This is a genomic window from Pseudomonas sp. NFACC14 (genome assembly GCF_900106885.1).
Lineage (GTDB): Bacteria > Pseudomonadota > Gammaproteobacteria > Pseudomonadales > Pseudomonadaceae > Aquipseudomonas > Aquipseudomonas fluorescens_AA.
Genome location: NZ_FNOA01000001.1, coordinates 769,228 through 795,443, shown reverse-complemented (window position 1 = coordinate 795,443; position 26,216 = coordinate 769,228). Strand labels below are relative to the sequence as shown.

Below are 26,216 nucleotides of genomic sequence, written 5' to 3'. Positions count from 1 at the left end.
GCACGACGCCGTACCACGGAGAAATCCCATGAGTGTTCTGGACGGGGTGTCGCTGCTGCTGGCAGTGGCGCTGTTCATTTATCTGCTGGTTGCGCTGTTGCGCGCCGATCGGAACTAGGAGCGGCTATGCACGGTTATGACTACGGGCTGATCCTCGCCTTTTTCGCCCTGGTGCTGATTCCGGCACCGTTTCTGGGGCGTTTTTACTACCGGGTGATGGAAGGCCAGCGCACCTGGCTTTCCCCGATCCTCGGCCCGGTGGAGCGCGGTTGCTATCGCCTGGCCGGTGTCGATTCCAGCGCTGAGCAGAGCTGGCAGAAATACACCCTGGCCATGTTCGCGTTCAACCTGGCGGGTTTTGTGTTGCTGTTTGCGATTCTGCTGCTGCAGGGACATCTGCCCCTCAATACCGAGCAACTGCCCGGCATGGAGTGGACCCAGGCCTTCAACACGGCCGTGAGTTTCATGACCAACACCAACTGGCAGTCCTACAGCGGCGAAGCGTCCCTGAGCTACCTGAGCCAGATGGTCGGCCTGACCGTGCAGAACTTCGTCAGCGCCGCCACCGGACTGGCCGTGCTGGTGGCGCTGTGTCGCGGGATCGGGCGCAAGTCCGCCACGACGCTGGGTAATTTCTGGGTCGACATGACCCGCGCCACCCTCTACGGGTTGTTGCCGCTGTGCCTGCTGCTGGCGTTGTTCCTGGTCTGGCAGGGCGTGCCGCAGACCTTCGCGCACTATGTGCACGGGGTCACGATGCAGGGCGCCGACCAGGTCATCCCGCTGGGGCCGGCCGCCAGCCAGATCGCGATCAAGCAATTGGGTACCAACGGCGGCGGTTTCTTCGGCGTCAACTCGGCCCACCCGTTCGAAAACCCGACGGCCTGGAGCAATCTGTTCGAGCTCGCGTCGATCATCCTGATTCCCGCCGCGCTGGTGTTCACGTTCGGTCATTACGTCAAGGACCTGCGTCAGAGCCGCGCGATCATCGCCTGCATGCTGGCGCTGTTCCTGATCGGTGGCGCGACGTCGTTGTGGGCCGAATACCAGCCCAACCCGGCCCTGAACGACCCAGCCGTCGAACAGACCGCGCCGCTGGAAGGCAAGGAAACGCGCTTCGGCACCACCGCCACGGTGCTCTGGTCGGTGACGACCACGGCAGCGTCCAACGGCTCGGTCAACGCCATGCATGACAGTCTCAACCCGCTCAGTGGCATGGTGGCCCTGGTGAACATGATGGTCGGCGAGGTGATCTTCGGCGGCGTCGGGGCCGGGCTCTACGGGATGCTGTTAAACGTGTTGATCGCTGTGTTCCTGGCTGGCTTGATGATCGGTCGCACCCCGGAATACTTGGGCAAGAAGCTGGGCGCCCGAGAGGTGCAACTGTTGGTGGCAACCCTGCTGGTGATGCCCGTCAGTGTGTTGGTGCTGGGTGCCGTCGCCGCGAGCCTGCCCGGGCCTGCCGCAGCGGTGAGCAACCCGGGTGCCCACGGGTTCAGCCAGTTGTTGTACGCCTACACCTCGGCGGGAGCGAACAACGGTTCGGCATTCGGCGGGTTCGGCGCCAACACACCTTTCCACAACCTGATGCTGGGCCTGGGCATGTTGATCGGCCGGTTCGGCTACATCCTGCCGGTGCTGGCATTGGCCGGCAGCCTGGCCTTGAAGAAAACCGCGCCGATTGGCCAGAACAGCTTTCCCACCCACGGCCCGCTGTTCGTGACCTTGTTGACCGTGACCATCCTGCTGGTGGGCGGCTTGACCTTCCTGCCGACCCTGGCGCTGGGGCCGATTGCCGAACACTTGAGCATGGGCTTCTGAGGATCTGATGATGAATATGCCGATGAGCAAAACCGTCGCCGTCAAGGCGCCGGAACAACCGAAGACCCACCTGTCGGCCCTCTGGCGGCCGGCGCTGGTGCAAGCTTTCGTCAAGCTCGATCCCCGCCAGTTGCACCGGGCCCCGGTGATGCTGGTGGTGGAACTGACCGCGATCCTCACCACCGTGTTGTGCTTCATTCCGGACACTACGGTGCCGACCTTCGTCGCCGCGCAGATTGCGCTGTGGCTTTGGTTCACCGTGCTGTTCGCCAACTTCGCCGAAGCCTTGGCCGAAGGGCGCGGCAAGGCCCGGGCCGACAGCCTCAAGGCCGGCAGCGAAGGCCTCAACGCACGTCGCCAGACTGCCAGCGGGTTCGAAACAGTCCCCGCCACTCGTCTGCGCAAAGGCGATGTGGTACGCGTCGAGGCCGGCGACATGGTCCCCGGCGACGGTGAGGTGATCGAAGGCATCGCTGCGGTCAACGAGGCGGCGATCACCGGCGAATCGGCACCGGTCATCCGCGAGTCCGGCGGCGACCGCTCGGCCGTCACCGGCAATACGCGGCTGGTCTCTGACTGGCTGCTGATACGCATCACCAGCAATCCCGGCGAATCCACCCTGGACCGCATGATCGCTTTGGTGGAAGGCGCCAAGCGCCAGAAAACGCCGAACGAGGTGGCGTTGGATATCCTGCTGATCGGCCTGACGCTGATCTTCCTGTTGGTGGTGGTGACGCTGCAACCGTTCGCCCATTTCGCCAACGCCAGCCTGCCGCTGGTGTTTCTGGTGGCGCTGTTGGTCACCTTGATTCCCACCACCATCGGCGGGCTGCTGTCGGCCATCGGCATCGCCGGGATGGACCGGTTGGTGCGCCTGAACGTGATCGCCAAATCCGGCCGTGCGGTCGAGGCGGCGGGAGACGTGCATGTGTTGATGCTGGACAAGACCGGCACCATCACCTTTGGCAATCGGCGTTGTACGGCGGTCTATGCCGCCCCTGGTGTGAGTGCCAAGGAACTGGCCGAAGGCGCGTTGTTCGCCTCGTTGGCTGACGACACGGCCGAGGGCAAGTCCATCGTCGAGTACCTGCGAGGTTTGCACCCACAGCCCGAGCCAGGCGTCGACGCACTCACGGCCGTACCGTTCAGTGCCGAAACCCGTCTGTCCGGGGTCGACTATCAGGGGCGCATCTACCGCAAGGGTGCCGTGGATTCGTTGCTGGATTTCATCGGCCTTGCACGCAATGAATTGCCGCCGGCCCTGGCGCGGGAAGTCGACAAGATCGCCCAGAGCGGCGGTACGCCGTTGCTGGTGTGCGCGGACGGCAAGCTGCTCGGCGCTATCCATCTCAAGGACGTGGTCAAGCCCGGCATCCGTGAGCGTTTTGGCGAGCTGCGCAAGCTGGGGATTCGCACGGTGATGGTCACCGGCGACAACCCGCTGACTGCCGCCGCGATTGCCGCCGAGGCCGGTGTCGACGACGTGCTGGCGGAGGCCACGCCGGAGAAAAAACTGGCGCGTATCCGTCACGAACAAAATGACGGTCGGCTGGTGGCCATGTGCGGCGACGGCGCGAACGACGCCCCGGCCCTGGCCCAGGCCGATGTCGGCATGGCAATGAACGACGGCACCCAGGCCGCGCGGGAAGCGGCCAACATGGTCGACCTCGACAGCGACCCGACCAAACTGCTCGACGTGGTGCAGATCGGCAAGGAGCTGTTGGTGACCCGTGGGGCGCTGACCACCTTTTCCATCGCCAACGACATCGCCAAGTATTTCGCCATCCTGCCGGCCCTGTTCGCGTCGATTTATCCACAGCTCGGCGTGCTGAACGTGATGCACCTGAGCAGCCCGCAGAGCGCGATTTTGTCGGCCATTGTCTTCAACGCCTTGATCATCGTCGTGCTCATCCCTCTGGCCCTGCGCGGCGTGCGCGTGCAAGCGGCAAGCGCGGCGGCGCTGTTGCGGCGCAATCTGTTGATCTATGGCCTGGGCGGGATCGTGGTGCCGTTCGTGGGGATCAAGGCGATCGATATGTTGCTGACGGCGTTGCACCTGGTTTGAGTTCACCATTTGTGGGAGCAAGGCTTGCCCGCGATGAACGATGACGCGGTCTTGCTTGGGATCGAAGTGTCTGCATCGCGAGCAAGCTTTGCTCCCACAAGGCGATTCCCAGGATTTACTTCAATCGAGGATTTTGAAATGTCCACTCTGATTCGCCCGGCCTTGAGCCTGTTATTGCTGATGAGCCTGATCACCGGTGTCGCCTACCCACTGGTGGTCACCGGCGTGGCGCAAGTCGCCTTTCCCACCCAAGCCAACGGCAGCCTGATCGTCGATGCCGCCGGCAAGGTCCGTGGCTCGACGCTGATCGCCCAGGATTTCACCGGCGATGCCTGGTTTCATCCACGGCCATCGGCCGGTGCCTTCGCCACGGTCGCCAGCGGTGCCAGCAATTTCTCCCCGAGCAATCCGGCCCTGGCCACACGAGTGATCGACGACGCCCGCAAACTTCAGGTGCCTGGTCAGGGCCCGGTGCCGCTGGCATCGCTGACCACCTCCGGCAGCGGGCTGGATCCGCACTTGCCTCCGGCGGCAATTGCCTATCAACTGGCGCGTGTCGCCGCCGCGCGCAACCTGCCGGCCTCGACCTTGCAGCAATTGCTCGACGACAACATCGAGCAACCCCTGGTGGGCCCACCGGTGGTGAATGTGCTGGCGCTGAACCTGGCCCTGGAAAAACTGTAGAACCTGTGGGAGCGAGCTTGCTCGCGATGAGGGTGTATCAGTCACCATCAATGTTCGCTGAGCTGCCGCTATCGCGAGCAAGCTCGCTCCCACAGGATGGCTGAACCCATTCGAAACAAGAGAATCCCCAGCATGAGCGACTCCGGCCGCGCCGACGCACTGTTAGCCAATCTGCCCCGCAACGGCCGTGGCCGGCTCAAGGTCTTTCTTGGCGCGGCCCCCGGTGTCGGCAAGACCTACGCCATGCTGCAAGCGGCTCACACCCAACTGCGCCAAGGCGTGACGGTCATCGCCGGGGTGGTGGAGACCCACGGCCGAAGCGAAACCGAAGCGCTGCTCGGCGGCCTGGCGCAGCAGCCGTTGGTGCGCTCGGAATATCGCGGGGTGATGCTCGAGGAAATGGATCTCGACGGCTTGCTCGCCGCCCGGCCGCACCTGGTCCTGGTGGACGAACTGGCCCACAGCAACGCCCCCGGCAGCCGTCATGCCAAGCGCTGGCAGGACATTCAGGAACTGCTCGCGGCGGGCATCGACGTCTATACCACGGTCAATGTCCAGCATCTGGAAAGCCTCAACGACCAAGTACGCGGCATCACCGGCGTGCAGGTACGCGAGACGTTGCCGGACTGGGTCCTGCAGGAAGCCGATGAACTGCTGCTGATCGACCTGCCACCCCGTGAGCTGCTGGAGCGTCTGCGCGATGGCAAGGTCTACGTGCCGGAACAGGCCCGGGCGGCGATCGATGCGTTTTTCTCCCAGACCAACCTGACCGCGTTGCGTGAGCTGGCGATGCAGACCGCCGCCGCCCAGGTCGACAATGATCTGGCCCTGGGCTATCGACAACTGGGCCAGGCCGCGCCGGCGGTGCGCGGGCGCTTGCTGGTGGGGGTGGACGGTGATGTGCAGGCTGAACGCCTGGTGCGCCATGCCAGCCGCGTCGCCCAGCGTCGACATTTGCCGTGGAGCCTGGTGCACGTGGACAACGGCAGCGCCCGTGACGAGGCCTCGCGCCAGCGCCTGCAGAATGCCCAGCAACTGGCTGAACGCCTCGGCGGCGAAGTGGTGCTGCTGCGGGCCGGCGAAGTGGCCAGGACGCTGATCCAGCACGCCAGCGAACGTCGCGCCACGCTGGTGCTGGTGGGCCAGTCCCGGCCGCGCCTGCGCCGACGGCTGTTTGGCGGCGGCCTCGCTTCGCGCCTGCTGCGCGATGCCCGGGGCCTGGAAATCAATGTGTTGGACAGCGATGAGCAACCGCGTCCCGCCCGCGTGCACTCAGGCGCCGTCCAGACCAGATTCGATTATGTGCTGGCGTTGCTGGCGACCGTGGTGGCCAGCGCATTGGCCTGGGGAATCTCGGGATTGCTGGCCTTGCCCAATATCTCCCTGGTGTTCCTGATGGCGGTGTTGCTGGTGGCCGTACGCAGCAGCCTCGGCCCGGCGCTGGCCTGCGCGGCGCTGTCGTTCCTGGCCTATGATTTCCTGTTCATACCGCCGAATTTTTCCCTGACCATCCAGCGCGAAGAAGACGTGCTGACGCTGGTGTTTTTCCTGCTCATGGCGGCCCTGACCGGCAACCTGGCCGCTCGCCAGCGCCGCCAGTTGCAGGCCCTGCGCGACACCCAACAGGAAACCGGCGAACTGCTGGACCTGTCCCGCAAACTCACTGCCGCCACCGACCGCCAGGCCGTGATCAGCGCCGCCGCGCAGCATCTCAACGGTTGGCACGACTTGCAGCTATGCCTGCTCGACCGCGACAGCCAGGGCGGTTGGAAAGTCGAAAGCGGCGAGCCGTTGACCCTCACCGAGGCCGAGCGCGCGGCGGCCGACTGGTCCTGGCAGCACGATCAGTCGGCCGGCGCCGGCACCGGGACACTGCCTTCCGGGCGTTGGTGGTGGTGGCCGTTGTCGGCGGAGGGCGGGCCGCTGGCCTTGCTGGGTGTCTGTCCGAAAGAAGGCCAGCCCCTGAGTGGTCAGCGTCGCCGTTTGCTGGCGGCCCTCAGCCAGCCATTGGCCCAGGCGCTGGCTCGGGCGCAACTGGCCCAGGACCTGGAAGCGGCGCGCCTGCATGGCGAAACCGAGCAACTGCGCAGCGCTTTGCTGGCTTCCGTGTCCCACGATCTGCGCACACCGCTGACCGCCATGCGCGGCAGCATCGACAGCCTGTTGGCGCTGGGGGAGGCGATCCCGCTGGCCGATCGTCGCGAGCTGCTCGAAGGTACCCGCGATGAAGCCGAGCGGTTGGATCGCTACATCCAGAACTTGCTGGACATGACTCGTCTCGGCCACGGCGCCCTGAAGCTGGCGCGGGACTGGGTGGCGCCGGCTGACATCGTTGGCAGTGCGCTGAATCGCCTGCGAGCGGTGTTGGCGCCCCTGGCGCTCACGGTCGAGGTGCCGGCTGAATTGCCCTTGTTGTATGTGCATGCAGCGTTGATCGAGCAGGCCCTGGTGAACGTGCTGGAGAACGCGGCGCGGTTCTCGCCAGCCCAAGGACGCCTGCTGCTGTGTGCCGGGGCGACCGCCAACGAGGTGTTTTTTGCCGTGGCCGATGAAGGCCCCGGGATTCCTGAAGAGGAGCGGGAGAAAATCTTCGATATGTTCTACACCGCCGCGCGCGGTGATCGGGGCGGGCAGGGCACAGGCTTGGGATTGGCGATCTGCCAGGGCATGGTCGGTGCCCACGGCGGGCGAATCAGCGTGGCCGATGGCCTCGACGGACGCGGCACCTGCATCACGTTGCACTTGCCGTTGCAGGCGCAACCGGGCATGGACGATGAAGCTTGAGCCTGGCTGAGATACTCTCTTGTCACTTGCGTGCCTTTCCACTGGATTGCAACGAACGAACCCCATGAGCCAGACCGCGACCCTTTTGGTCATCGATGACGAACCGCAGATCCGCAAATTCTTGCGCATCAGCTTGAGCTCCCAGGGCTACAAGGTGCTGGAAGCCGGCACCGGCGCCGAAGGGCTGGCCCAAGCGGCGCTGAACAAGCCCGATCTGCTGGTGCTCGACCTGGGCCTGCCGGACATGGACGGCCAACAGGTGTTGCGCGAGTTTCGCCAATGGTCGACGGTGCCGGTGCTCGTGCTCTCGGTGCGGGCCAGCGAAGCGCAGAAAGTCGAGGCGTTGGACAACGGCGCCAACGATTACGTCACCAAGCCGTTCGGCATCCAGGAATTCCTCGCCCGTATCCGCGCGTTGTTGCGCCAGGCCCCGGCCGGCGAGCCACAGGAAGCCGCGCTGAAATTCGGCCCGCTGACGGTGGACCTGGCCTATCGACGGGTGCTGCTGGACGGCACCGAAGTGGCCCTGACCCGTAAGGAATACGCAGTCCTGGCGCAACTGGCGCGGCACCCGGGGCGGGTCATCACCCAGCAGCAATTGCTCAAGGACATCTGGGGCCCGACCCACACCGAAGACAGTCACTACCTGCGGATCGTGGTCGGTCACCTGCGCCAGAAGCTGGCCGACGACCCGACCCGGCCGCGGTTCATCGTGACCGAGGCGGGGGTGGGGTATCGGTTGTTGGGGGAGGGTGGGCTTTAGTTCTGTGTTGTCCGGGCTGCCGTCATCGCGAGCAAGCTCGCTCCCACAGGGTTCAGTGGGAGCGAGCTTGCTCGCGATGAGGCCCCCACAGCCAGCGCAAATGCCTAGTTCTGTTCACGCTCATAGCGATCCAGGGTATCGCTGGCAATCTCCCGCCCCAGGGCGATCAACTCCGGCGCCTTGTAGAACTCGAAAAAACGGCACACCCGTTTCGGCACGTTGATCAGCACATCCGGCGGGTAACCGGCGATCTTGTACTGGGCCAGCGAGGTCTGCATCACTTCGAAACTCTGGTTGATCAAGTCCAGCAACGAAGCCGGGCCGACGTTATCGATGATGAATGAACCGGTGGCGGATTTCGGTGCGCCTTCGTTCTCTGGCGCGGCAGCCGGTTGTTGGCCCTCGGGCTCGGCCGAGTCGATCCACGGGTTGATCTCGGCGGCCTCGGCCTTCAAGGCTTCTTGCTCCAGCAGCAACAGCTGCTCGGCCTGCTTGCGGCGAAACGGCAGGCGCGAGCCCAGGGAACTGACCAGGGTGTCGAAGCGGCGCCTGAACGCGGCGGGGCGCGGGATCACCGGTAATCGGTACTGTTTCTGGTTGGTGGCGTTGAGGTTGACCGCGATGATCAAGTCGCAGTGGCTCGACACCACCGGCACGATCGGCAACGGATTGAGCAGGCCGCCATCCACCAGCATGCGATTGCCTTGCATCACGGGTGTGAACAGGCTGGGAATCGCCGCTGAGGCGCGCATCGCCTGGTGCAGGCAGCCTTCCTGGAACCAGATTTCCTGCTGGTTGGTCAGGTCGGTCGCGACGGCGGTGTAGGGGATGCGCAGCTCTTCGATGTTGAGCTCGCCGACGATCTTGCGGATCTGCCCAAAGACCTTCTCGCCACGAATCGCCCCCAGGCGAAAACTGACGTCCACCAGGCGCAGGACATCCAGGTAATCCAGGCTTTCGATCCAGTTGCGATACTCATCGAGCTTGCCCGCCGCATAGATCCCACCCACGACAGCTCCCATGGAACAGCCAGCGATGCAGGCAATGTCGTAGCCACGTCGTTCGATTTCTTCGATCACCCCGATATGGGCATAGCCCCGGGCGCCACCCGAGCCCAATACCAATGCGACACGTTTTGTCATGACCCGGCCTCTTGTCGAACAGACTTCAACAATGCACTCATCGACGGCTCGGCTCAATCGTTGTGGCGCGGACGTCGTTTTTTGACACGCTGCGACGGCATTTGCGTATGCTCGGCCACACTTGAATTTACGCGGTCAAGCAAGGCACTTTTCGCCGTTGCCACCGTCTTAACAGCACGACTGTTGACCTGACCTGAGGTGTTATTGATGAAAGCCCGGATCCGCCTGCCTTTGGTGGCATCTTTGATGATTTTGGCCCTGGCCGGTTGCGCAGGTAAAACCGCTTACCGCGACAGTTGCGGCAGCCAGCTCGACAGCGCCTGGCGTGAACTGGACCTGGCCAAGGCCGAAGGCTTTGCCGGCACCGTCAGCTACTCCAAGGCCTTGTCCCTGCTGACGGGCGCCAAGACCCAGCAGCAATTCGAAGCGTTCGAAGGCTGCTCCAAGAAAGCCGAGAAGGCGCGTTTCTACATCCGCGAATCCCGCGCGGGACGATAAAGGCAGCGACAAGCAATCGGCTGCAAGCTACAAGGGAAGGGGGCAGAATCTTTTTTCACGGGTAGCTTGCGGCTTGACGCTCAACGCTGTGTACGGAGTACGTCCATGATCGATCGGCTGGTGGCCCGCATATTGGGCCTGGAAGTCCGCCTGTTGGCCTGTCAGGCCCGCTTGAATGCCCACACCGACAGCGAAGCGCTGCATGACCTGCGGACCACGGTGCGCCGTTTGCGCAGCCTGCTTCGTCCGCTGCGTGGGTTGCCCGGTGTCGAACAACTGGAAACGGCGGCTTCGGCGGTGGGCACCCTGACCACGCCCCTGCGCGACCGGGAGGTGTTGGCGGCCTACCTTGAACAACATGGCCTGGCCGAGGCGGCGCGGCGACGCCAGATACAAATGGCCGATGCCTATCCCGCCGTGGCCGCGAGTGTTGAGCTGGCCCAGTTGCTGATGATGCTCGATGCCTTTCCGCGCTTCGTTCGCGCCGCCCAGCGCGAGGGGCTGCTGAAGGGCTTGCGCAAACGCATCGAAAAGCGCCTGGACAAACAGTGGAAGAAACTCGGCGAAGCCCTGCGTGATCCCGCCCATGATCGCCACCGGTTGCGCCTGCTGATCAAGCGCGTGCGCTACGCCATCGAAGCTTACCCTGAGCTCGACCGCCTGCCCGAAGCCGCCATGCCACGGCTCAAGTCCGCCCAGGGTGCGCTGGGTGACTGGCACGATTGCTGGCAATGGCTGGCCAGGGCCAAGGAAGAAACCGATCTGCAAGCTTGCGTGCCCACCTGGCACGCCACGATGGAAAAGGCCGAGGCCAAGTCCGACAAGGTGCTCGACAAGCTGATTGCCAGTTGCTTCGAAAAGTCCTGAATCCACCCCGTTTCCCCTTGTGGGAGCGAGCTTGCTCGCGATGGCGGTGTATCAGTCAACCTGTATGCAAACTGACCCGCCGCCATCGCGAGCAAGCTCGCTCCCACAGTGGGGTTGGGGGGATTCAAGATCCTCGGCTTTTCTGCCAGCCTCTTTGGCCGGAATGAGCCCTGTGCCGCCCTGCCTGGGCTGGTTAAGATGCCGTCATCTTTTTCCCCCGTTTTCGAGGTCGTCATGCGCTTTTCCGAGTTGATCGATGCCGTGCGCCGGCAGCCAGGTGCGGTGACCATCGCGCCAGAGTGGGGCCAGGGCCGGGCCAGTTTTGGCGGGTTGGTGGCGGCGCTGCAATATGAGGCGATGCGTGCCCAGGTGCCGGCGGATCGCCCGGTGCGTTCCCTGGCGATTACCTTCGTCGGCCCGGTCGAGCCCGACGTGCCGGTCAGTTTCGAAGTCGACGTGTTGCGAGAAGGCAAGGCGGTAAGCCAAGTGCTGGGGCGCGCCGTGCAGAACGGTCAGGTGGTGACCGTGGTGCAAGGCAGCTTTGGTGCCTCGCGCTCGTCCGTGGTGGCGGTGCAGGCCGATCCCGCGCCGGAATTCAAGAGCGTGGAGCAATCCCAGGAGCTGCCTTACGTCAAGGGCATGACCCCGGAGTTCATGCGGCACCTGGCGATGCGCTGGAGCGTCGGCGGCGTGCCATTCAGCGGTAATAAATCCCGAAGCATGGGCGGCTGGGTGCGCTTGCGTGGCGATGTGCAGGAGGAGCCGCTGAACGAAAGCCATATCCTGGCCTTGGTGGACGCCTGGCCCCCGGCGTTGTTGCCTCACCTCTCGCAAATGGCCCCGGGCAGCACGCTCACGTGGACCATCGAGTTCGTCCAGCCGCTGCTGGACCTCACGACGCTGGACTGGTGCAAGTACCTGGCCGAGATCGAACATGCCCAGGACGGCTACGGCCATGTTGCCGCGAAGTTCTGGAGCGCCGATGGCCGCTTGATCGCCCTGAGCCGGCAGACGGTAACGATCTTTGGTTAAGGCCGCTTCGGCTAAGGTTTACGGTGGTGACGGTGGCGATCACGCCAGGCGCGCCACCAGCCACCGCTGAGAAAGAACCGCGGAAAAGTCAGGAACTGTTCCACCAACAGGCGTGACACGGCATCCTTGCGATCGCTGAACGGCTCGGAGGCCTGGGCCTCGAGGCTGTGTCCGTGACGCTGCAGGCCGAGTGCCGCGAGCAGGCCGATGACGCCGATGGCGATGTCCCCCAGGCTCAAGCTGAACACGCCCGTCACAATCAGCAGAAAGGCGATGATGAACAGTGGCACGGCAATCAGGTGCAACACCAGGTTGGTGGGGTGGCGATGATTGTCGGGGTAGGCGCGCCATTGCCAGGCTGGAAGATTGGGGTGACGTTTGCCCATGATGCTATTCCCTCGATTCGTGTGCGCTGATGCTTGAAGAATAGGTGCCTGCAAGGGCGACTGCGAATCGAGGTTGGTTATCGAGGCGATAGCGTTTCAAAGGTTACATTTGAGTTGACTGTACTGGCCTCTTCGCGAGCGAGCTCGCTCCCACATGAGGGGCCGTCGGGCTCACAAACTTTTGTGTCCGACTCGATCCCATGTGGGAGCGAGCTTGCTCGCGAAGGCGTCCTCAAAGTTTGAGCTGCCCGATCGCCTTGCTCAACTCGCCCGCCAACGTTGCCAATTCATCGCTGGTGGTGGCTGAATCGACGGTCTGGCGCACGGTGTTTTCGGTCACATCGCGAATGCTCACCACCGCCCGGTTCATTTCCTCGGCGACGTGGCTTTGTTGCTCGGCCGCGACCGCGATCTGGGTGTTGCTCTCGCGCATTTGGGCCACCGCTGCGGTGATCTGTGCCAGCGCGTCGCCGGCCTCGCGGGCCTGTTGCACGCAATCGTCGGCCTTGAGCGAACTCTCCTGCATGAAGTCCACCGCGTCCCGGGTGCCGGCTTGCAGGGCCGCGACCATGAGGGTGATTTCATCCGTGGAGGCCTGTACCCGCTTGGCCAGGTTGCGCACCTCGTCGGCCACCACGGCAAAACCTCGGCCCATTTCCCCGGCCCGCGCCGCTTCGATGGCCGCGTTCAGGGCCAGCAGGTTGGTTTGCTCGGCGATGCTGTGGATCACATTGACCACGCCGTTGATCTTCTGACTGTCTTCGGCCAGGCGCTGGATCATTTCGGCAGTCTGCTGCACGCCCGACGACAATCCGGTGATCGACAGTTGCACCCGACCAACCACTTCGTGACCGTTGCCAGCCAGGGTGTCGGCGGTTTTCGACAGGTCGCGGGTGGCGCCGGCGTGCTGGGCGATGTGATAAACCGTGGCGGACATTTCGTTGATCGCCGTGGCTGCCTGATCGGTTTCGCTTTGCTGGCCGAGCATGCCGTGGCGAACATCGTTCATGCTCGACGCCAGGCGCGCCGCACCACTGTCCAGCTGTCGGGCAGTACTGGCTACGGTGTCGACCACCCGTTGATAGCCGGCCTGCATGGCGTTGAACGCCGCCGCCATCTGGCCCACTTCGTCCTTGCAGGCCAGAGGCACGCGGGCGGACAGGTCGCCGGTTTTTTCCACATGCAGCATCACGTCTTTGAGCGTGTTGAGTTGGCTGAGCAAAAAGCGGATCAACAGCTGCGACGCGCCCAACATTGCCAGCATCAACACGAACACGGCCATGGCGTATTGGCTGAAGCGTTCCCCGAACACTTGGCTCAGGCTTACACCTCGGGCCAACACCGCGAGTGACTGTCCGTCATCTCGACGGATCACTTGGGCACCCAGCAACGGATCGTCGCCAAGCAGCGGCCCGGCATCGAGTTCGACCCAGCCATCGGCCTGAGCCAGCGAAGGCAACGGTCGTTCGTTGAACACCGGGACCTGGTCGCGCCGGAAGGCCAAGAGACCGTCAGCTCTGGGCAAGGGTTGCCCGGCAGGCCAGGCCTTGAGCACCTGTACCTGTGCCTGGGCGTTCGCCAGGGCGGCGTGGTTGCGCGCCTGCTGTTCAAGGTGCACCGCGTAGAGCACCAGCAGCAAGGTGGTGATGAAGGCGACCGCATTGACCGCCCAGAATTTGTATTTCAACGAGATATTGCTAAGCCAGGCACCCATGGAAGGTCTTCTCTGATAGCGGAAACAGCATTGGCAAGGTGCCATTATTCTGCCGCTATTCAGGTGCCGGGATTTTGATGTGGGTCAACAGAGGGCTGACAGACAACGAAGTCCTCTTGTGGGAGCGAGCTTGCTCGCGATAGCGGTGTGCCAGTCAGCCAATGTGCAGGCTGATACGCCGCTATCGCGAGCAAGCTCGCTCCCACAGGGATTTGCAGGGTTCAGGAGATCGTGGGCATTCCAAAGAACGCCCGGGCGCAGGCGCTGCTGTGGGCTGCCAGGTCTTCCTGGGTTTCGCCCCGGTGCAAAGCCACTTCGCGCAGGACTTCCGTCAGGTAGGCCGGCTCGTTGCGCCCGTTCTTGGGTTTGGGCCGCAGCGTGCGGGGTAGCAGGTAGGGCGCGTCGCTTTCGAGCATCAGTCGGCCACGGGGTATTTCGCGCACCAATGGGTGCAGGTGCGTGCCCCGGCGTTCGTCGCAGATCCAGCCAGTGATACCAATATGCAGGTCGAGATCGAGGTAGCTGAACAACGCCTTTTTTTCCCCGGTGAAGCAGTGCACCACGGCCGCTGGCAATTGATCGCGAAACTCCCGGAGGATGTCCAGCAAGCGCTGGTCGGCGTCGCGCTCATGCAGGAAGACCGGTAATTGCAACCGGACCGCCAGGGCGAGGTGTTCCTCCAGGACCTTTTCCTGCTGGGGGCGGGGCGAGAAGTCTCGGTTGAAATCCAGCCCGCATTCACCCACCGCGCGCACGCGGCTGTGCGTCAGCAAGTCCTCGAGGTGCCGGGCGCTGTCGGCGGTCCACTCGCTGGCGCTGTGGGGGTGAATGCCAGCGGTGGAAAACAGTCGTTCCCCGGTCTCGTCGAGGTGTTGGCACAATTCCAGGGCCTGTTCGCTGCCCTCGATACTGGTGCCGGTCAAGACCAGTTGGCAGACCCCGGATGCATAGGCGCGCTCGAGCACCGCCTGGTGTTTGTCGGTGAAACTGGGGTTGGTCAGGTTGACGCCGATATCGATGAGTTGCATGGTGCTACCTCGGCCCAAAGGCCGGAAAGCATATCAGAGCTGTAGATTTATAAGAAAAGCCAAGAACTACAACGAGTTGAGGCTGTCTGTTAAGGCCGCGAGACACATAGGGTTGGTATAAAAGCCATCACTGTGCCAGTCTTCCGCACTTTTTCAGCGTCCATGGCGCTCTGTTTCTGTCGACTCAGCCTCGTTTTTCACGGAGGCGGTCCGCAGTATTCCTTCCGGAGAGTGGATGACACGTCCCCAGGTATTGTTACTGTTGTGTTGTTCGCTGCTGTTGCCGATACCGGCCGAAGCACGGCTGCCCGGGCCGGTGCAGGCGGCACCGGGTACGGTGCGCGACCTGGCGCAGATCCGCAGCAGTCGTGTGTTGAAGGTTTTGGTCAACCAGAGCCGCAACAGTTCCGGTGAAGTCCAGGGGCAGCCCATTGGCGTCGAATACCATCGGCTGCGCGCCTTCGAGCAATACCTCAACGGCCACGCCCGGGACGGCCAGGAAATTACCCTCAAGATCATTCCCAAGGCCAAGGACCAACTGCTCGGTGCCTTGCAGCGCGGGGAGGGCGATCTCGTCGCGCCGGGTGAGCTGCTTGAGCCTCAGGCCGGCCATGCCGTCAGCGCCAGCAACCCGATCCGTACCGACGTGCCTTTGCTGTTGGTGGGCATCAAGGGAGAGAAGCGTTACACGCGCGTGGAACAGCTTTCCGGCAAGACCCTGGCCCTGCCCAACGGCAGTGCGGCGGGGGATGCCGTGAGCCAGATCAATCAGAAACTGGCGCTGCTCAAGCTGCCGCCGGTGAAGATCGAATGGGTCGATCCTACCCTGGCTGTGGAAGATGTCCTGGAGATGGTCCAGGGCGGGATTTTCCATCTGACCATCGTCGAGCAACCCATTGCCGAGCGCTGGAGCAAGATCCTGCCTAAGCTGCGCTTCGACCGCCAGGTGCTGATCGGCGAGCCGAGTGACGAGTATTGGTTCGTTCGCCGTGACGCCGCCATGCTGCGGGCGAGCATCGACCGATTCCTGGTGACCTACAAGGTGCCCTCCAACCAGGACGCGGCATTCCTGCGCATCTACCGGCGTTTGTACCAGGTCCACTATCCGCTGGCCCGGGCCAACCGCCAACGCTTGGAAAACCTGCGTCCGGTGCTGCAAAAACATGCCGATGCCCAGGGCATGGACTGGCTTAACCTCGCGGCCCTGGCTTTCAAGGAATCCGCTCTGCAACCCAACGCCCGCAGTGGTGCAGGCCCCACCGGCCTGATGCAGATCACCCCGGCGGCAGCCCAGCGGGTCGGGGTCGATAACATCCAGAACCTGGATGCCAACGTGCAGGCCGGCGCCAAGTACCTGGCCCTTATCCGCCGCAAGTTCTTTGCCAGCCCCAAGCTCAACGAGCGTGAACGCATGGCTTTCGTCCTGGCGGCCTACAACATGGGCCCGGAGCGCGTCCAAGGCATGCGAGCCGAGGCCCGGCGGCGGGGGCTGAACCCTAACCAATGGTTTTTCCAGGTCGAACGCATTGCCATGGAGCAGGTAGGAATGGGCGCCGTCAGCTATGTTAATAGTGTGAATAAGTACTACCTGGCGTTTGATCGTGAACGGGAGTCCTTGGAACCGAAGGAGCAAAAGGTTGCATTGCGTAAGTGATCGAATAAACTGATTGGTATTACGGATTTTTTCCGCTTTTAGCATGAATTTTATTGATTAATATAGCGGCCACTCTACTACTCCCAAGGAATGACTTCATGAGCACTCTCATCAACAAAGTTCTGTTCACCCGCGCCGGCTATGGCTTGACTGTCCTGCGCATCGCCGTCGGTGTCATATTTGCCGCCCATGGCTCGCAGAAACTCTTTGGCCTGTTCGGTGGCTACGGCCTGGCAGGTACGGCGCAGTGGATGGAAAGCATCGGCCTGACCCCGGGCTATGTGATGGCGACACTGGCGGGCGGTACGGAGTTTTTCGCCGGGCTGGCGCTGATCGTCGGCCTGCTGGCGCGTCCTGCGGCACTGGGCCTGGCCTTCCTGTCGCTGGTGGCGATTTTCTCCGTGCACATCGGTAACGGCTTGTTCATGGCCAACAACGGTTATGAGTTCGCCCTGGCGTTGCTGGCAGGCAGTATCGCCGTGCTGATCGAAGGTGCGGGCAAGCTGTCGGTCGATCGCGCCATCGCGGGTTGAGTGCACCGTTGGAACCCGAGGCCCGTCTTGTACGGGCCTTTTTTATGGGGAGTGATTCTTGACACTGGCCGGTCAGCTTCTCTAGGATGCCGCCCATGCGCCGATTTAAACAGCTACTTGCGGGGCGCCAGGTGACTCCTCCCGTTGCCGATAGAAGCCGGAAAGACACGGCTTCGAAATACCGCTAAAGCGCTGGTTCGGTGTTGCCTCTCACCTGCCATGCAGACTTTCGAGGCAGAGACACGACACGATGAACGCACCCAGTCCCCTTGTACGTCTTGCGCCGATCACGGCGAACCTTGTGCAACGCAACCCGAAAATTCTCCTGGGTGGCACTCACCAGCCAACACTCCTGCGTTACCTCGACGGCTGGCCGCGTCGCAACCACGGGCCTGCCGCTTTCCTGATCCAGTTTGTCGAAGACGGTGAGTCACTGGCGCGTTTTGCCAATGACAGCTTCGACCTGGCTGTCATCCAGTCCCCCAGCGCAGCGCACGCTCCTGAAATGATCCGGCAACTGACCCGTGTCGCACGGCAGGGCTTGATCACGCGCCGTTGAGGTGAGGGTCACGGATAAGCGATGTCCACGATGTAGACCCGTTTCTCGCCTGTGGGCGTCTGGACGCTGACCTCGGCGTCCAGGGCCTTGCCGATCAGCGCCCGTGCCAACGGCGAGTCGATGCTGATCAGGTTCTGTTTCAGGTCCAGCTCGTCCGGGCCGACGATGCGGTAGCGTGATTCCTTGCCATCCTCATCTTCAACCGTGACCCAGGCGCCAAAATATACCTTGTTCGGATCGCTGGGTTTTTCGCTGACCACTTTGAGCGCTTCGAGGCGCTTGGTGAGGAAGCGCACGCGACTGTCGATTTCCCGCAGCATTTTCTTGCCGTAGGTGTATTCGGCATTTTCCGAACGATCACCCTGGGCCGCCGCCTCGCTGACAGCCTGGGTCACCTGGGGACGGCGCACATGCCACAGCTCATGGAATTCAGCGCGCATCCGCGCCTCACCCTCGGGGGTGATCAGCGCGGTGCCGGCGGTGCGGGGTGGGCGATAACGGCTCATGGCAACTTCTTGTGATAGCGAAGCCGGGAGTCTATCAACCCTCGCGCAATACTGTCAGCGGGCTGGCGTTGAGCGCCCGACGGGTGCCGAACACCCCGGCCGCGCCGATCAGCAAAGCCCCCAGCAACGGCAATACCAACAGCCAGGGATGCGGATGCCAGGGCAGGTCGAAGGCGTACCGGTAAAGCACCAGGCTCACCAGTTCCGAACCCAGGGCCGCCAGCAGGCCGCTGACGGCGCCCAGCAGGCCGAACTCGATGCGCCGGGCCTTGACCAGCAGGGGCCGTTCGGCGCCCAGTGCGCGCAACAGCGCGCCTTGGCGAATCCGTTCGTCGAGGGTCGCCTGCAGGCCGGAGAACAACACCGCCATTCCCGCCGCCAGCACGAACAGCAACACGTACTCCACGGCCAGGGTCACTTGGGCCAGGATGCTGCGCAGTTGTTCGAGCAGGGCCTCGACCTGCAGGATCGTCACCGCCGGAAAGGCCCGGGAAAGGTCGACGATCTGTGGGTCGTGGCCCGGTGCCAGGTAGAAACTGGTGAGGTAGGTCGCCGGCAGGTCTTTCAATGTACCGGGCTGGAAGATCATGAAGAAGTTGGGTTGGAAATTGTCCCAGTTGATTTCCCGCAGGCTGGTGACCTTGGCTTCACGGTTGACCCCGCCCACGCTGAAGACCAGGCGGTCGCCCAACTTGATCTTGAGGTTCTCGGCCACTTTGCCTTCCACCGAAACCCCCGGGACATCGTCCGCAGGTTGCTGCGACCACCAGGTCCCTGCGGTGACGACGTTGCCCGCCGGCAGGTCCGCGGCCCAGGTCAGGCTCAGGTCGCGCTGCAGCGCCCGGTCACCCGCCGAGTCCTTGGTGACGAACTCCGTGGCCGGTTCGCCGTTGATGCTGATCAGGCGCCCGGGGACTACGGGATAGAGCGGGGCCGATTGTGCGGACAATTCCAGCAGTTTGTCGGTGAAGGCCTGCTTGTCGTTGGGCAGGATGTTCAGGGCGAAGTAATTCGGCGCGTTTTTGGGCAACTGGTTTTGCCAGGTGTCCAGCAGTTCGCCGCGCAGTAGCGCGATCAACGCCATGGACAACAGGATCAGGCCGAACGCCAAGGCCTGGCCGGCGGCTGCCAAGGGATGACGCAGCAATTGGCCGAGGCCCAGTCGCCAGGGCAGGGCGGCGCGGGCCAGCAGGCGACGCAGGCTCTGGAGCAGCAGCAACAACAAGCCGCCGAGCACCAGCGCGGCAACGACGCCACCGCCCAGCAGGGCGAAGGTCAGGACCAGGTCCAGGCTCAGGCGCCACATGATCAGGCCCAGGGCACCCAGTGCGGCACCGTAGATCACCCAGGAGCTGGAGGGGATCGGCAGCATGTCCCGGCGCAGCACGCGCAACGGAGGTACTCGCCCCAGCGCAGCCAGTGGCGGCAGGGCGAACCCCGCCAGGGCCACCAGCCCGGTGCCGATCCCGGCGATCGCCGGCAGCAGGCCGCCCGGCGGAACGGTGGTGGGCAGCAGGTCATGCAGCAGGGCGAACAGGCCCAGTTGGGCGACCCAGCCGAGCAGGGCGCCGCTGATGCTGGCGAGCAGGCCCAGCACCGTCAATTGCAGGCTGAACAGCGCCATGGTTTCCCGGCGTGAAAGGCCCAGGCAGCGCAGCAGCGCGCTGGCATCGAAGCGTCGGGTGGCAAAGCGGTTGGCCGAGAGCGCGACGGCGACGCCGGACAGCAACACCGCCACCAGGCTGGCCATGTTCAGGTAGCGCTCGGCCTTGCCCAGGGCGCCGCCGATCTGACGGTTGCCGTCGCGGGCATCCTGCAGGCGCTGGTTGGCTTCAAGGCCAGGCTTGACCAGGTCTCGGTAGGTTTGCAAGGCCGGTGCCGGACCGCGCCACAGGTCGCGATAGCTGACACGGCTGCCCGGTTGCACCACGCCGGTGGCCTCCAGGTCCTTGAGGTTGATCAGCACGCGCGGGGTGAGGCTGTAGAAATTGCCGGCGCGATCCGGTTCATAGGTCAGCACTCGGGCCAACCGCAGGGTTTGGTTGCCAACGTCGATGCTGTCGCCGATCTTCAGGTCCAGTGCCGTCAGCAGCCGTGCCTCGACCCACGCCTCGCCAGGGTTCGGACGTCCGCCGGTTTCTTCCGGCGCGAACGGGGCGGGGCTGCTTTTCAGCTCGCCGCGCAATGGGTAGCGGTCATCGGCCGCCTTGACGCTGGACAGCTGGATGCCATTGTCGGTGGCCACGACACTGGAGAACTCCACCACCCGGGCGTGCTCCAAACCCAGTTCGGTGCCGCTGCGGATCTGCTCGGGGCGGGCCGGCGAGCTGCCTTCGAGCAGCAGGTCGGCGCCGAGGAATTCGGTAGCGCGCATCATCATCGCGCCGTTGAGGCGGGCACCGAAGTAGCCGATGGCGGTACTCGCCGCCACCGCCACCAGCAGGGCGAAGAACAACACCCGCAACTCACCGGCGCGGGCATCGCGAAGCAATTGACGGACAGCGAGACTGAACAGGCGCAACAGCGGCAAGCGTGCCATCAAGGCTCCAGAGGGGCGACCATCTCGCCAGCTTCAAGTCGGATCAGGCGCCGGCAGCGATGTGCCAGGCGTTCATCGTGGGTGACCAGTACCAGGGTCGTGCCGCGTTCCTTGTTCAGTTCGAACAGCAGGTCGCTGATGCGCTCGCCGGTGTGGCTGTCGAGGTTGCCGGTGGGCTCGTCGGCAAACAATACGTCGGGCTCGGCGGCAAAGGCGCGGGCAATCGCCACACGTTGCTGTTCGCCGCCGGAGAGCTGGCGCGGTGAATGGGTCAGGCGCTGGCCCAGGCCGACGCGCTGCAACAGCTGCGTGGCGCGTTCACGGGCATCCTTGCGGCCGTCCAGTTCCAGCGGCAGCATGACGTTTTCCAGTGCATTGAGGCTGTCGAGCAACTGGAACGATTGGAAAACGAAACCGACATGCTCGGCGCGTATCCGCGCACGCTGGTCTTCATCCAATGCGCTGAGGGCCTGGCCGGCGAGTGTGACCTCGCCGCTGCTGGGCAGGTCGAGGCCGGCCAGCAGGCCCAGGAGGGTGGATTTGCCGGAACCGGATGCGCCGACGATGGCCAGGCTGTCGCCTTTGTTCAGTTCCAGGCTGAGTTCGTGCAGGATGGTCAGTTCACCTTCCGCGCTGGCGACCACTTTGCTAAGGTCCGTCGCGGTGAGAATGCTTGAGCCCATGGAGAATCCGATGCGTGTGTGGTTTTTGAGTGCCGGCCTGGCCTTGATGTGCATGGCCCAGAACGCAGCGGCGGGTACAGTCCTGATCGTTGGCGATAGTATCAGCGCGGCTTTCGGCCTGGATACCCGGCAAGGGTGGGTGTCGTTGCTCGAACAACGGCTCAAGGCCGAGGGTTTTGACGATAAAGTAGTCAATGCTTCCATCAGCGGCGACACCAGCGCCGGAGGCCAGGCGCGGCTGCCGGCGCTGCTTGCAGCCCATAAACCGGACCTGGTGATCCTGGAGCTGGGCGGCAACGATGGCTTGCGCGGACAACCACCAACACAATTGCAACAAAACCTTGCAGCGATGATCGACAGTTCCCGCGCAAGCGGTGCCAAGGTGCTGTTGCTGGGCATGCAACTGCCGCCCAATTACGGGCGCCGATATACCGATGCCTTCGCCCGGGTCTACAGCTCCTTGGCCGAGGAGAAAAAAGTGCCGCTGGTGCCGTTTTTCCTCAAGGACATCGGAGGTGTTCCCGGAATGATGCAAGGCGACGGATTGCACCCGTCCGTCGCGGCCCAGGGCAAGTTGCTGGAAAATGTCTGGCCTACGCTAAAACCGCTGCTTTGACGCTTTTCTACAGGCGGGCTTTCGGCTAATGTGGCGCCCCCGATTTGGAGCCCTCGATGCCGCGTCCCGCCTGGTCCCTGTTTGCCTACCAACTGATCGAGCCTGACGAGCAGCTGGATCTGTTCGCCTGCCAGGAAGTGCGGGTGCATCTGGTGACCCGGCAGCTGGAACTCGGTGGCTCGGCCGACCGGACCCTCTGCGGTAGCCTGCTGCCGGCCCAGCCGCGCTGGTCGAGCGTCGATCGCAAGATCTTCCAGGATCATCGCCTGTGCTCGCTGTGCCGGGCGATCCTGGAATCCCAGAAGCGCGGCACCTCGCCGATCTGGCCGGAACTGCGGTTCGAGTTGTAATCCTCGGATTCCAGGCTGCCCTTGTGGGAGCGAGCTTGCTCGCGATGACGGCGGCACATTCAACATCGGTGCCGGCCGACCCACCGCTATCGCGAGCAAGCTCGCTCCCACGGGGGGCTTGCAAAGTCCTCTAACCTGTTGCACATCGGACGCTTGATTGCCGCTCTCCCCGAAATAACGGGTGGCAGTGTACAATCGCCGTTTTAATACCCCTTGTTCGATCTGCGAAGGATTTCCCGGATGTTGCCGCGCTTGCCTGCCGTCGCCCGCTGCTTGTCTCTTGCCGCCCTGTGTATGGCGGGCCCCGTTGCCGCACTCGAGCTGCCTCTGCCACCGCCGGGTGAAGACATCGTTGGCCAGGTGCAAGTCATCAAGGCCAAATACGAAGACACTTTCGCCGACCTGGGCACCACCTATGACCTGGGCTACAGCGAGATGGTCGCCGCCAACCCTGGAGTCGATCCCTGGTTGCCGGGCGCTGGCACCGAGATCGTGCTGCCCACTCGCTTCATCCTGCCGCCGGGCCCGCGCGAGGGCATCGTGATCAACCTGGCCGAGTACCGTCTCTACTATTTCCCCAAGGGGCGGAACGTGGTGTACACCTTCCCGCTGGGGATTGGCCGTGAGGGCTGGGGCTCGCCGATCGCCCACACCAGCATCATCGCCAAGACACCGAACCCGACCTGGACTCCGCCCGCGTCGATCAAGGCCGAACACGCTGCCGACGGCGACCCGTTGCCGAATGTCGTGCCCGCCGGCCCGGATAACCCGCTGGGCCCTTTCAAGTTCACCCTGGGCACCCCGGGCTACCTGATCCATGGTTCGAACAAGAAGTTCGGTATCGGCATGCGGACCAGCCACGGTTGCTTCCGGATGTTCAACAACAACGTACTGGAAATGGCCAGCATGGTGCCGGTGGGCACGTCGGTGCGGATCATCAACGACCCCTACAAGCTGGGCTTGAGCGGTGGCAAGGTGTACCTGGAAGCGCATACGCCACTGGACGACAAGGGCAACCCCTCGGTGGTGGACAAGCACACCGCGGTGATCAATGCGATGCTCAAGCGCGAAGACATCACCAGTAACCTGCGCATGAACTGGGACGTGGTGCGGGACGTGGTAGCGGCCGAAGATGGCCTGCCGGTGGAGATTGCCGTTCCCAATACCTCGGCACCGATGGTCTCGAGCGCGCCGATCGACTTGCAGCAGTAAAACTCGAAAGCAACCCGCCGACGCTTTGCGATGTCGGCGGGTTTTTTATCGCCTGCTAAAACACCAGACAATAAAAAAGCCGACCCAAAAATGGGTCGGCTCGATAACAATCCCGAAGGACTATTACTTGCGGCTAGCTTTTTCCAGCATGCGCAGAGCACGCTCGTTAGCTTCGTCAGCAGTCTGTTGTGCTTTTTGAGCAGCAGCCAGAGCTTCATCAGCTTTACGGTAAGCTTCGTCTGCACGAGCCTGGGAGCGAGCTGCTGCGTCTTCGGTAGCAGTCAGACGTGCTTCGGTTTCTTTCGATGCGCTGCTGCAACCGGTAGCCAGAACTGCGGCCAGGGCCAGAGCAGAGAATTTCAGAACGTTGTTCATCGTGTTCCCCTTCAAGGACTTTCTATTAGTGACTGTCTCCCCAGACTGAGGAGTTAGCCGGCGTATATACTACCCATTACTTGTAGTAAGTAAACTGACGTAGCGCAAGAAGCAAAAAAATTGTAGGCGGTGATTCTTTTTCGAGCAACTTTTCCAGGAGCGGTTGAAGAAATATGCAGCTTCAGGCCTTGTCTGGAGCGCGTCAACGAAGAAAAGTTCCGTTCAGGGATGAACTCTTGCAGCCTGCGCTAACGTCGTTGTTTATTGATTCGTCTAAACTTTTGTTCATTTTTTGTGCAGCGACTCAGGCATCTTTATTGGTAATTGGCGGTGACTTTAACTACGCACGCTCGTCTCAAGACTCAACAACTGGCGATGTTCAGCTATTGCACCGTGACCGACTACCGCTTGACGATGGCGCTCAATCGATAAACCCGACCAGGTTTACCGCTTCGATGACAGGCGTGCCTTGAGCATTTGCGTCATTGGTGCCTACTATTCACGACGTGCTCGGGTTTGAGCGGATCGGTTTTGGTGCTCGGTGACCAGGAAGGCACGGGGTGGCGTAGATGTTCCTTCGCCGGAAAAACATCGGTAAGGTAGGGGTCGGCATTCAGACCCGCGAGGAGTAGTGATGAGCGAGGCGGTTACCATCCACCATGACCAGGCTGGTCATCAGTTCGAGACCAATGTGGACGGTCATCGTGCCTATCTGACCTATATGGACCTGGGCAAGCAGACCCTGGATATCTATCGCACCTTCGTGCCCAACGCCTTGCGCGGCCGGGGCATCGCGGCAGCGCTGACCGAAAGGGCGCTGCAGTACGCTGAAGAGATGGGCTACACGGTGATCCCGTCCTGCTCCTACGTGGAGCGTTACATGGAGCGCCACCAGCGGCACGCGGCGAAGCTCTGAGAAAACGGATTCCCCAATAAAAAACGCCGGACTGAAAAGTCCGGCTTTTTTTTATGCCTTAAAGAGAGCAAAAGATCGCAGGCTTCGCCAGCTCCTACATCCCCACCCAAATACGTGTAGAGGCCGTGTAGGAGCTGTGTAGGAGCTGTCGAGTGAAACGAGGCTGCGATCTTTATTAACTACGCTGCCGCTTCGGCAGCACGTCCTTGAGTTTGGCGTGCATGCTGCGCAGGGTATTCTCGGTCGCGCTCCAGTCGATGCAGGCATCGGTGATGGAGACGCCGTACTGCAAGTCGGCGAGGTCTTTCGGAATTGCCTGGCAGCCCCAGTTCAAGTGGCTTTCGACCATCAGGCCGATAATCGACTGGTTGCCCTCCAGGATCTGGTTGGCCACGTTCTCCATCACCAACGGTTGCAGTGCCGGGTCCTTGTTGGAGTTGGCGTGGCTGCAATCGACCATGATGTTCGGCTTGATCCCGGCTTTGTTCAGTGCCTGCTCACACAGCGCGACGCTGACCGAATCGTAGTTCGGCTTGCCGTTGCCACCGCGCAGCACCACGTGACCGTATGCGTTGCCCTTGGTGGTGACGATCGACACGCCACCTTCCTGGTTGATGCCCAGGAAACGGTGCGGGCTGGAAACCGACTGCAAGGCGTTGATCGCTACGGTGAGACCGCCGTCGGTGCCGTTCTTGAAGCCCACCGCCGACGACAGGCCGGAGGCCATTTCGCGGTGGGTCTGGGATTCGGTGGTGCGCGCGCCGATGGCCGACCAGCTGATCAGGTCCTGCAAGTACTGCGGCGAGATCGGGTCCAGGGCTTCGGTGGCGGTGGGCAGGCCCATTTCCGCCAGGTCCAGCAGCAGCTGGCGACCGATGTGCAGGCCGTCCTGGATCTTGAAGGAGTCATCCAGGTACGGGTCGTTGATCAGGCCTTTCCAGCCGACGGTGGTCCGCGGTTTCTCGAAATACACGCGCATGACCAGGTACAAGGTGTCGGAGACTTCCGCCGCCAGCACTTTCAGGCGCTCGGCGTATTCGTGGGCAGCCTTGATGTCATGGATCGAGCAGGGGCCGATGACCACGAACAGGCGATGGTCGGTGCCGTCCAGGATGTTGCGAATGACCTCCCGGCCCTTGGTCACGGTGCGTAGGGCTGCGTCGCTCAGGGGGATATCGCGCTTGAGCTGGTCAGGCGTGATAAGGGTCTCGTTGGAGGCGACGTTAAGGTCATTGATCGGTAAATCAGCCATCGTGTTACTCGTCAGGTCACGGGTGCCGGCCGCCAGCGATCCCCGCGCGGCGGTGCACAGCGGATTTTAAGCGCGTCGGGGAGCCGAACCTTATCGCGTTACGAGGTGGCTCGACAATGGGCAGGGCTCGGTTTAATTGTGGCAAGGGCTTGCTCCTATTGGTCTCGTAGGAGCTGTCGAGCGAAGCGAGGCTGCGATCTTTCCACAGCCGATTGAGTCGAGAGCGAAAGATCAAAA

At 62.8% G+C, this 26,216-nt stretch carries 25 protein-coding genes; 16 read left to right on the top strand and 9 right to left on the bottom strand.

Annotation, left to right across the window (positions count from 1 at the left end):
- The first annotated feature begins 28 nt into the window (after positions 1-28).
- From kdpF to BLU85_RS03710, 6 genes are all read left to right on the top strand, one after another.
- Positions 29-118 (top strand): K(+)-transporting ATPase subunit F, encoded by a 90-nt coding sequence (gene kdpF / locus BLU85_RS03735; protein ID WP_003218754.1) that lies wholly within the window; start codon positions 29-31, stop codon positions 116-118.
- An 8-nt stretch (positions 119-126) separates the two neighbouring features.
- Positions 127-1,821 carry a potassium-transporting ATPase subunit KdpA gene (kdpA, locus tag BLU85_RS03730; RefSeq protein WP_092197659.1) on the top strand — a complete coding sequence of 565 codons (1,695 nt, stop codon included), beginning with the start codon at positions 127-129 and terminating at the stop codon, positions 1,819-1,821.
- A 10-nt stretch (positions 1,822-1,831) separates the two neighbouring features.
- Entirely contained in the window at positions 1,832-3,886 is a 2,055-nt protein-coding gene (gene kdpB, locus BLU85_RS03725; protein WP_092197657.1) for a potassium-transporting ATPase subunit KdpB, read from the top strand.
- 138 nt (positions 3,887-4,024) lie between these two features.
- Positions 4,025-4,570 (top strand): potassium-transporting ATPase subunit KdpC, encoded by a 546-nt coding sequence (kdpC, locus tag BLU85_RS03720; RefSeq protein ID WP_092197655.1) that lies wholly within the window; start codon positions 4,025-4,027, stop codon positions 4,568-4,570.
- 132 nt (positions 4,571-4,702) lie between these two features.
- On the top strand, positions 4,703-7,354 hold the full coding sequence (locus BLU85_RS03715) for a sensor histidine kinase (protein ID WP_092197653.1): 2,652 nt from the start codon (positions 4,703-4,705) through the stop codon (positions 7,352-7,354).
- 64 nt (positions 7,355-7,418) lie between these two features.
- The gene (locus tag BLU85_RS03710) at positions 7,419-8,117 is read left to right on the top strand and encodes a response regulator (RefSeq protein ID WP_060738564.1); all 699 of its coding nucleotides are present in this window, start codon (positions 7,419-7,421) and stop codon (positions 8,115-8,117) included.
- A 104-nt stretch (positions 8,118-8,221) separates the two neighbouring features.
- Here BLU85_RS03710 and BLU85_RS03705 read toward each other — a convergent pair whose 3' ends face one another.
- Positions 8,222-9,259, bottom strand: a complete 1,038-nt coding sequence (locus BLU85_RS03705) for a patatin-like phospholipase family protein (RefSeq protein ID WP_092167582.1) — start codon at positions 9,257-9,259, stop codon at positions 8,222-8,224.
- 207 nt (positions 9,260-9,466) lie between these two features.
- On the opposite strand from BLU85_RS03705, the gene BLU85_RS03700 reads away from it, so the two are divergent.
- From BLU85_RS03700 to BLU85_RS03690, 3 genes are all read left to right on the top strand, one after another.
- The gene (locus BLU85_RS03700) at positions 9,467-9,757 is read left to right on the top strand and encodes a hypothetical protein (RefSeq protein WP_060738562.1); all 291 of its coding nucleotides are present in this window, start codon (positions 9,467-9,469) and stop codon (positions 9,755-9,757) included.
- 105 nt (positions 9,758-9,862) lie between these two features.
- Positions 9,863-10,624 carry a CHAD domain-containing protein gene (locus BLU85_RS03695; RefSeq protein ID WP_092197651.1) on the top strand — a complete coding sequence of 254 codons (762 nt, stop codon included), beginning with the start codon at positions 9,863-9,865 and terminating at the stop codon, positions 10,622-10,624.
- A gap of 234 nt (positions 10,625-10,858) precedes the next feature.
- A complete protein-coding gene (locus tag BLU85_RS03690) occupies positions 10,859-11,656 on the top strand; it encodes an acyl-CoA thioesterase (RefSeq protein ID WP_092197649.1) in 798 nt (265 codons plus the stop codon).
- 11 nt (positions 11,657-11,667) lie between these two features.
- Here the strand turns inward: BLU85_RS03690 and BLU85_RS03685 are convergent, their stop codons facing one another.
- The 3 genes from BLU85_RS03685 to BLU85_RS03675 form a co-directional block, all read right to left on the bottom strand.
- Positions 11,668-12,042 carry a terminase gene (locus tag BLU85_RS03685; protein WP_072408369.1) on the bottom strand — a complete coding sequence of 125 codons (375 nt, stop codon included), beginning with the start codon at positions 12,040-12,042 and terminating at the stop codon, positions 11,668-11,670.
- Between the two features lie 232 nt (positions 12,043-12,274).
- Positions 12,275-13,756, bottom strand: a complete 1,482-nt coding sequence (locus BLU85_RS03680) for a methyl-accepting chemotaxis protein (RefSeq protein WP_092197647.1) — start codon at positions 13,754-13,756, stop codon at positions 12,275-12,277.
- Between the two features lie 221 nt (positions 13,757-13,977).
- Complete coding sequence (locus tag BLU85_RS03675; protein WP_092197645.1) at positions 13,978-14,784, bottom strand: TatD family hydrolase; 807 nt, start codon at positions 14,782-14,784, stop codon at positions 13,978-13,980.
- Positions 14,785-15,019: 235 nt separating this feature from the next.
- On the opposite strand from BLU85_RS03675, the gene BLU85_RS03670 reads away from it, so the two are divergent.
- The 3 genes from BLU85_RS03670 (at position 15,020) to BLU85_RS03660 (ending at position 17,530) form a co-directional block, all read left to right on the top strand.
- A complete protein-coding gene (locus tag BLU85_RS03670; RefSeq protein ID WP_092197643.1) occupies positions 15,020-16,438 on the top strand; it encodes an MltF family protein in 1,419 nt (472 codons plus the stop codon).
- A 98-nt stretch (positions 16,439-16,536) separates the two neighbouring features.
- Complete coding sequence (locus BLU85_RS03665) at positions 16,537-16,971, top strand: DoxX family protein (RefSeq protein ID WP_092167599.1); 435 nt, start codon at positions 16,537-16,539, stop codon at positions 16,969-16,971.
- Positions 16,972-17,221: 250 nt separating this feature from the next.
- Entirely contained in the window at positions 17,222-17,530 is a 309-nt protein-coding gene (locus tag BLU85_RS03660; RefSeq protein ID WP_092197641.1) for a hypothetical protein, read from the top strand.
- 8 nt (positions 17,531-17,538) lie between these two features.
- Here the strand turns inward: BLU85_RS03660 and greB are convergent, their stop codons facing one another.
- The 3 genes from greB to BLU85_RS03645 are packed head-to-tail and all read right to left on the bottom strand — an operon-like array spanning position 17,539 to position 21,258.
- Positions 17,539-18,036 carry a transcription elongation factor GreB gene (greB, locus tag BLU85_RS03655; RefSeq protein WP_003199337.1) on the bottom strand — a complete coding sequence of 166 codons (498 nt, stop codon included), beginning with the start codon at positions 18,034-18,036 and terminating at the stop codon, positions 17,539-17,541.
- 34 nt (positions 18,037-18,070) lie between these two features.
- Positions 18,071-20,575: an ABC transporter permease gene (locus BLU85_RS03650; RefSeq protein WP_092197639.1), complete on the bottom strand. Its 2,505-nt coding sequence runs from the start codon at positions 20,573-20,575 to the stop codon at positions 18,071-18,073.
- Positions 20,575-21,258 (bottom strand): ABC transporter ATP-binding protein, encoded by a 684-nt coding sequence (locus BLU85_RS03645; RefSeq protein ID WP_060738553.1) that lies wholly within the window; start codon positions 21,256-21,258, stop codon positions 20,575-20,577. The genes BLU85_RS03650 and BLU85_RS03645 overlap by 1 nt, the downstream gene beginning before the upstream one ends.
- A 10-nt stretch (positions 21,259-21,268) precedes the next feature.
- On the opposite strand from BLU85_RS03645, the gene BLU85_RS03640 reads away from it, so the two are divergent.
- The 3 genes from BLU85_RS03640 to BLU85_RS03630 all read left to right on the top strand — a co-directional run bounded on the left by BLU85_RS03640 (position 21,269) and on the right by BLU85_RS03630 (position 23,436).
- On the top strand, positions 21,269-21,874 hold the full coding sequence (locus BLU85_RS03640) for an arylesterase (RefSeq protein WP_092197638.1): 606 nt from the start codon (positions 21,269-21,271) through the stop codon (positions 21,872-21,874).
- A gap of 56 nt (positions 21,875-21,930) precedes the next feature.
- The gene (locus BLU85_RS03635; protein WP_003199347.1) at positions 21,931-22,224 is read left to right on the top strand and encodes a hypothetical protein; all 294 of its coding nucleotides are present in this window, start codon (positions 21,931-21,933) and stop codon (positions 22,222-22,224) included.
- Between the two features lie 240 nt (positions 22,225-22,464).
- Positions 22,465-23,436, top strand: coding sequence for a L,D-transpeptidase family protein (locus BLU85_RS03630; RefSeq protein WP_092197634.1), 972 nt, complete (start codon positions 22,465-22,467; stop codon positions 23,434-23,436).
- A gap of 123 nt (positions 23,437-23,559) precedes the next feature.
- On the opposite strand, the gene oprI is transcribed toward BLU85_RS03630, so the two are convergent.
- Positions 23,560-23,811 carry an outer membrane lipoprotei OprI gene (gene oprI / locus BLU85_RS03625; RefSeq protein ID WP_003183784.1) on the bottom strand — a complete coding sequence of 84 codons (252 nt, stop codon included), beginning with the start codon at positions 23,809-23,811 and terminating at the stop codon, positions 23,560-23,562.
- Positions 23,812-24,445: 634 nt separating this feature from the next.
- On the opposite strand from oprI, the gene BLU85_RS03620 reads away from it, so the two are divergent.
- Positions 24,446-24,727 carry a GNAT family N-acetyltransferase gene (locus tag BLU85_RS03620; RefSeq protein WP_053120470.1) on the top strand — a complete coding sequence of 94 codons (282 nt, stop codon included), beginning with the start codon at positions 24,446-24,448 and terminating at the stop codon, positions 24,725-24,727.
- A gap of 175 nt (positions 24,728-24,902) precedes the next feature.
- Here BLU85_RS03620 and BLU85_RS03615 read toward each other — a convergent pair whose 3' ends face one another.
- Positions 24,903-25,979 carry a 3-deoxy-7-phosphoheptulonate synthase gene (locus tag BLU85_RS03615; RefSeq protein WP_092197632.1) on the bottom strand — a complete coding sequence of 359 codons (1,077 nt, stop codon included), beginning with the start codon at positions 25,977-25,979 and terminating at the stop codon, positions 24,903-24,905.
- Positions 25,980-26,216 lie beyond the last annotated feature (237 nt).

Excerpts from the sequence above, each read along its gene's own strand:
- BLU85_RS03635 (WP_003199347.1), top strand. The coding sequence starts at position 21,931 with ATGCCGCGTCCCGCCTGGTCCCTGTTTGCCTACCAACTGATCGAGCCT.
- BLU85_RS03620 (WP_053120470.1), top strand. The coding sequence starts at position 24,446 with ATGAGCGAGGCGGTTACCATCCACCATGACCAGGCTGGTCATCAGTTC.
- BLU85_RS03715 (WP_092197653.1), top strand. The coding sequence starts at position 4,703 with ATGAGCGACTCCGGCCGCGCCGACGCACTGTTAGCCAATCTGCCCCGC.
- BLU85_RS03670 (WP_092197643.1), top strand. The coding sequence starts at position 15,020 with ATGACACGTCCCCAGGTATTGTTACTGTTGTGTTGTTCGCTGCTGTTG.
- BLU85_RS03675 (WP_092197645.1), bottom strand. The coding sequence starts at position 14,784 with ATGCAACTCATCGATATCGGCGTCAACCTGACCAACCCCAGTTTCACC.
- BLU85_RS03640 (WP_092197638.1), top strand. The coding sequence starts at position 21,269 with ATGCGTGTGTGGTTTTTGAGTGCCGGCCTGGCCTTGATGTGCATGGCC.
- kdpB (WP_092197657.1), top strand. The coding sequence starts at position 1,832 with ATGAATATGCCGATGAGCAAAACCGTCGCCGTCAAGGCGCCGGAACAA.
- kdpC (WP_092197655.1), top strand. The coding sequence starts at position 4,025 with ATGTCCACTCTGATTCGCCCGGCCTTGAGCCTGTTATTGCTGATGAGC.
- BLU85_RS03665 (WP_092167599.1), top strand. The coding sequence starts at position 16,537 with ATGAGCACTCTCATCAACAAAGTTCTGTTCACCCGCGCCGGCTATGGC.
- BLU85_RS03700 (WP_060738562.1), top strand. The coding sequence starts at position 9,467 with ATGAAAGCCCGGATCCGCCTGCCTTTGGTGGCATCTTTGATGATTTTG.
- greB (WP_003199337.1), bottom strand. The coding sequence starts at position 18,036 with ATGAGCCGTTATCGCCCACCCCGCACCGCCGGCACCGCGCTGATCACC.
- oprI (WP_003183784.1), bottom strand. The coding sequence starts at position 23,811 with ATGAACAACGTTCTGAAATTCTCTGCTCTGGCCCTGGCCGCAGTTCTG.
- kdpA (WP_092197659.1), top strand. The coding sequence starts at position 127 with ATGCACGGTTATGACTACGGGCTGATCCTCGCCTTTTTCGCCCTGGTG.
- BLU85_RS03685 (WP_072408369.1), bottom strand. The coding sequence starts at position 12,042 with ATGGGCAAACGTCACCCCAATCTTCCAGCCTGGCAATGGCGCGCCTAC.
- kdpF (WP_003218754.1), top strand. The coding sequence starts at position 29 with ATGAGTGTTCTGGACGGGGTGTCGCTGCTGCTGGCAGTGGCGCTGTTC.
- BLU85_RS03645 (WP_060738553.1), bottom strand. The coding sequence starts at position 21,258 with ATGGGCTCAAGCATTCTCACCGCGACGGACCTTAGCAAAGTGGTCGCC.
- BLU85_RS03680 (WP_092197647.1), bottom strand. The coding sequence starts at position 13,756 with ATGGGTGCCTGGCTTAGCAATATCTCGTTGAAATACAAATTCTGGGCG.
- BLU85_RS03705 (WP_092167582.1), bottom strand. The coding sequence starts at position 9,259 with ATGACAAAACGTGTCGCATTGGTATTGGGCTCGGGTGGCGCCCGGGGC.
- BLU85_RS03660 (WP_092197641.1), top strand. The coding sequence starts at position 17,222 with ATGAACGCACCCAGTCCCCTTGTACGTCTTGCGCCGATCACGGCGAAC.
- BLU85_RS03710 (WP_060738564.1), top strand. The coding sequence starts at position 7,419 with ATGAGCCAGACCGCGACCCTTTTGGTCATCGATGACGAACCGCAGATC.
- BLU85_RS03695 (WP_092197651.1), top strand. The coding sequence starts at position 9,863 with ATGATCGATCGGCTGGTGGCCCGCATATTGGGCCTGGAAGTCCGCCTG.
- BLU85_RS03650 (WP_092197639.1), bottom strand. The coding sequence starts at position 20,575 with ATGGCACGCTTGCCGCTGTTGCGCCTGTTCAGTCTCGCTGTCCGTCAA.
- BLU85_RS03630 (WP_092197634.1), top strand. The coding sequence starts at position 22,465 with ATGTTGCCGCGCTTGCCTGCCGTCGCCCGCTGCTTGTCTCTTGCCGCC.
- BLU85_RS03690 (WP_092197649.1), top strand. The coding sequence starts at position 10,859 with ATGCGCTTTTCCGAGTTGATCGATGCCGTGCGCCGGCAGCCAGGTGCG.
- BLU85_RS03615 (WP_092197632.1), bottom strand. The coding sequence starts at position 25,979 with ATGGCTGATTTACCGATCAATGACCTTAACGTCGCCTCCAACGAGACC.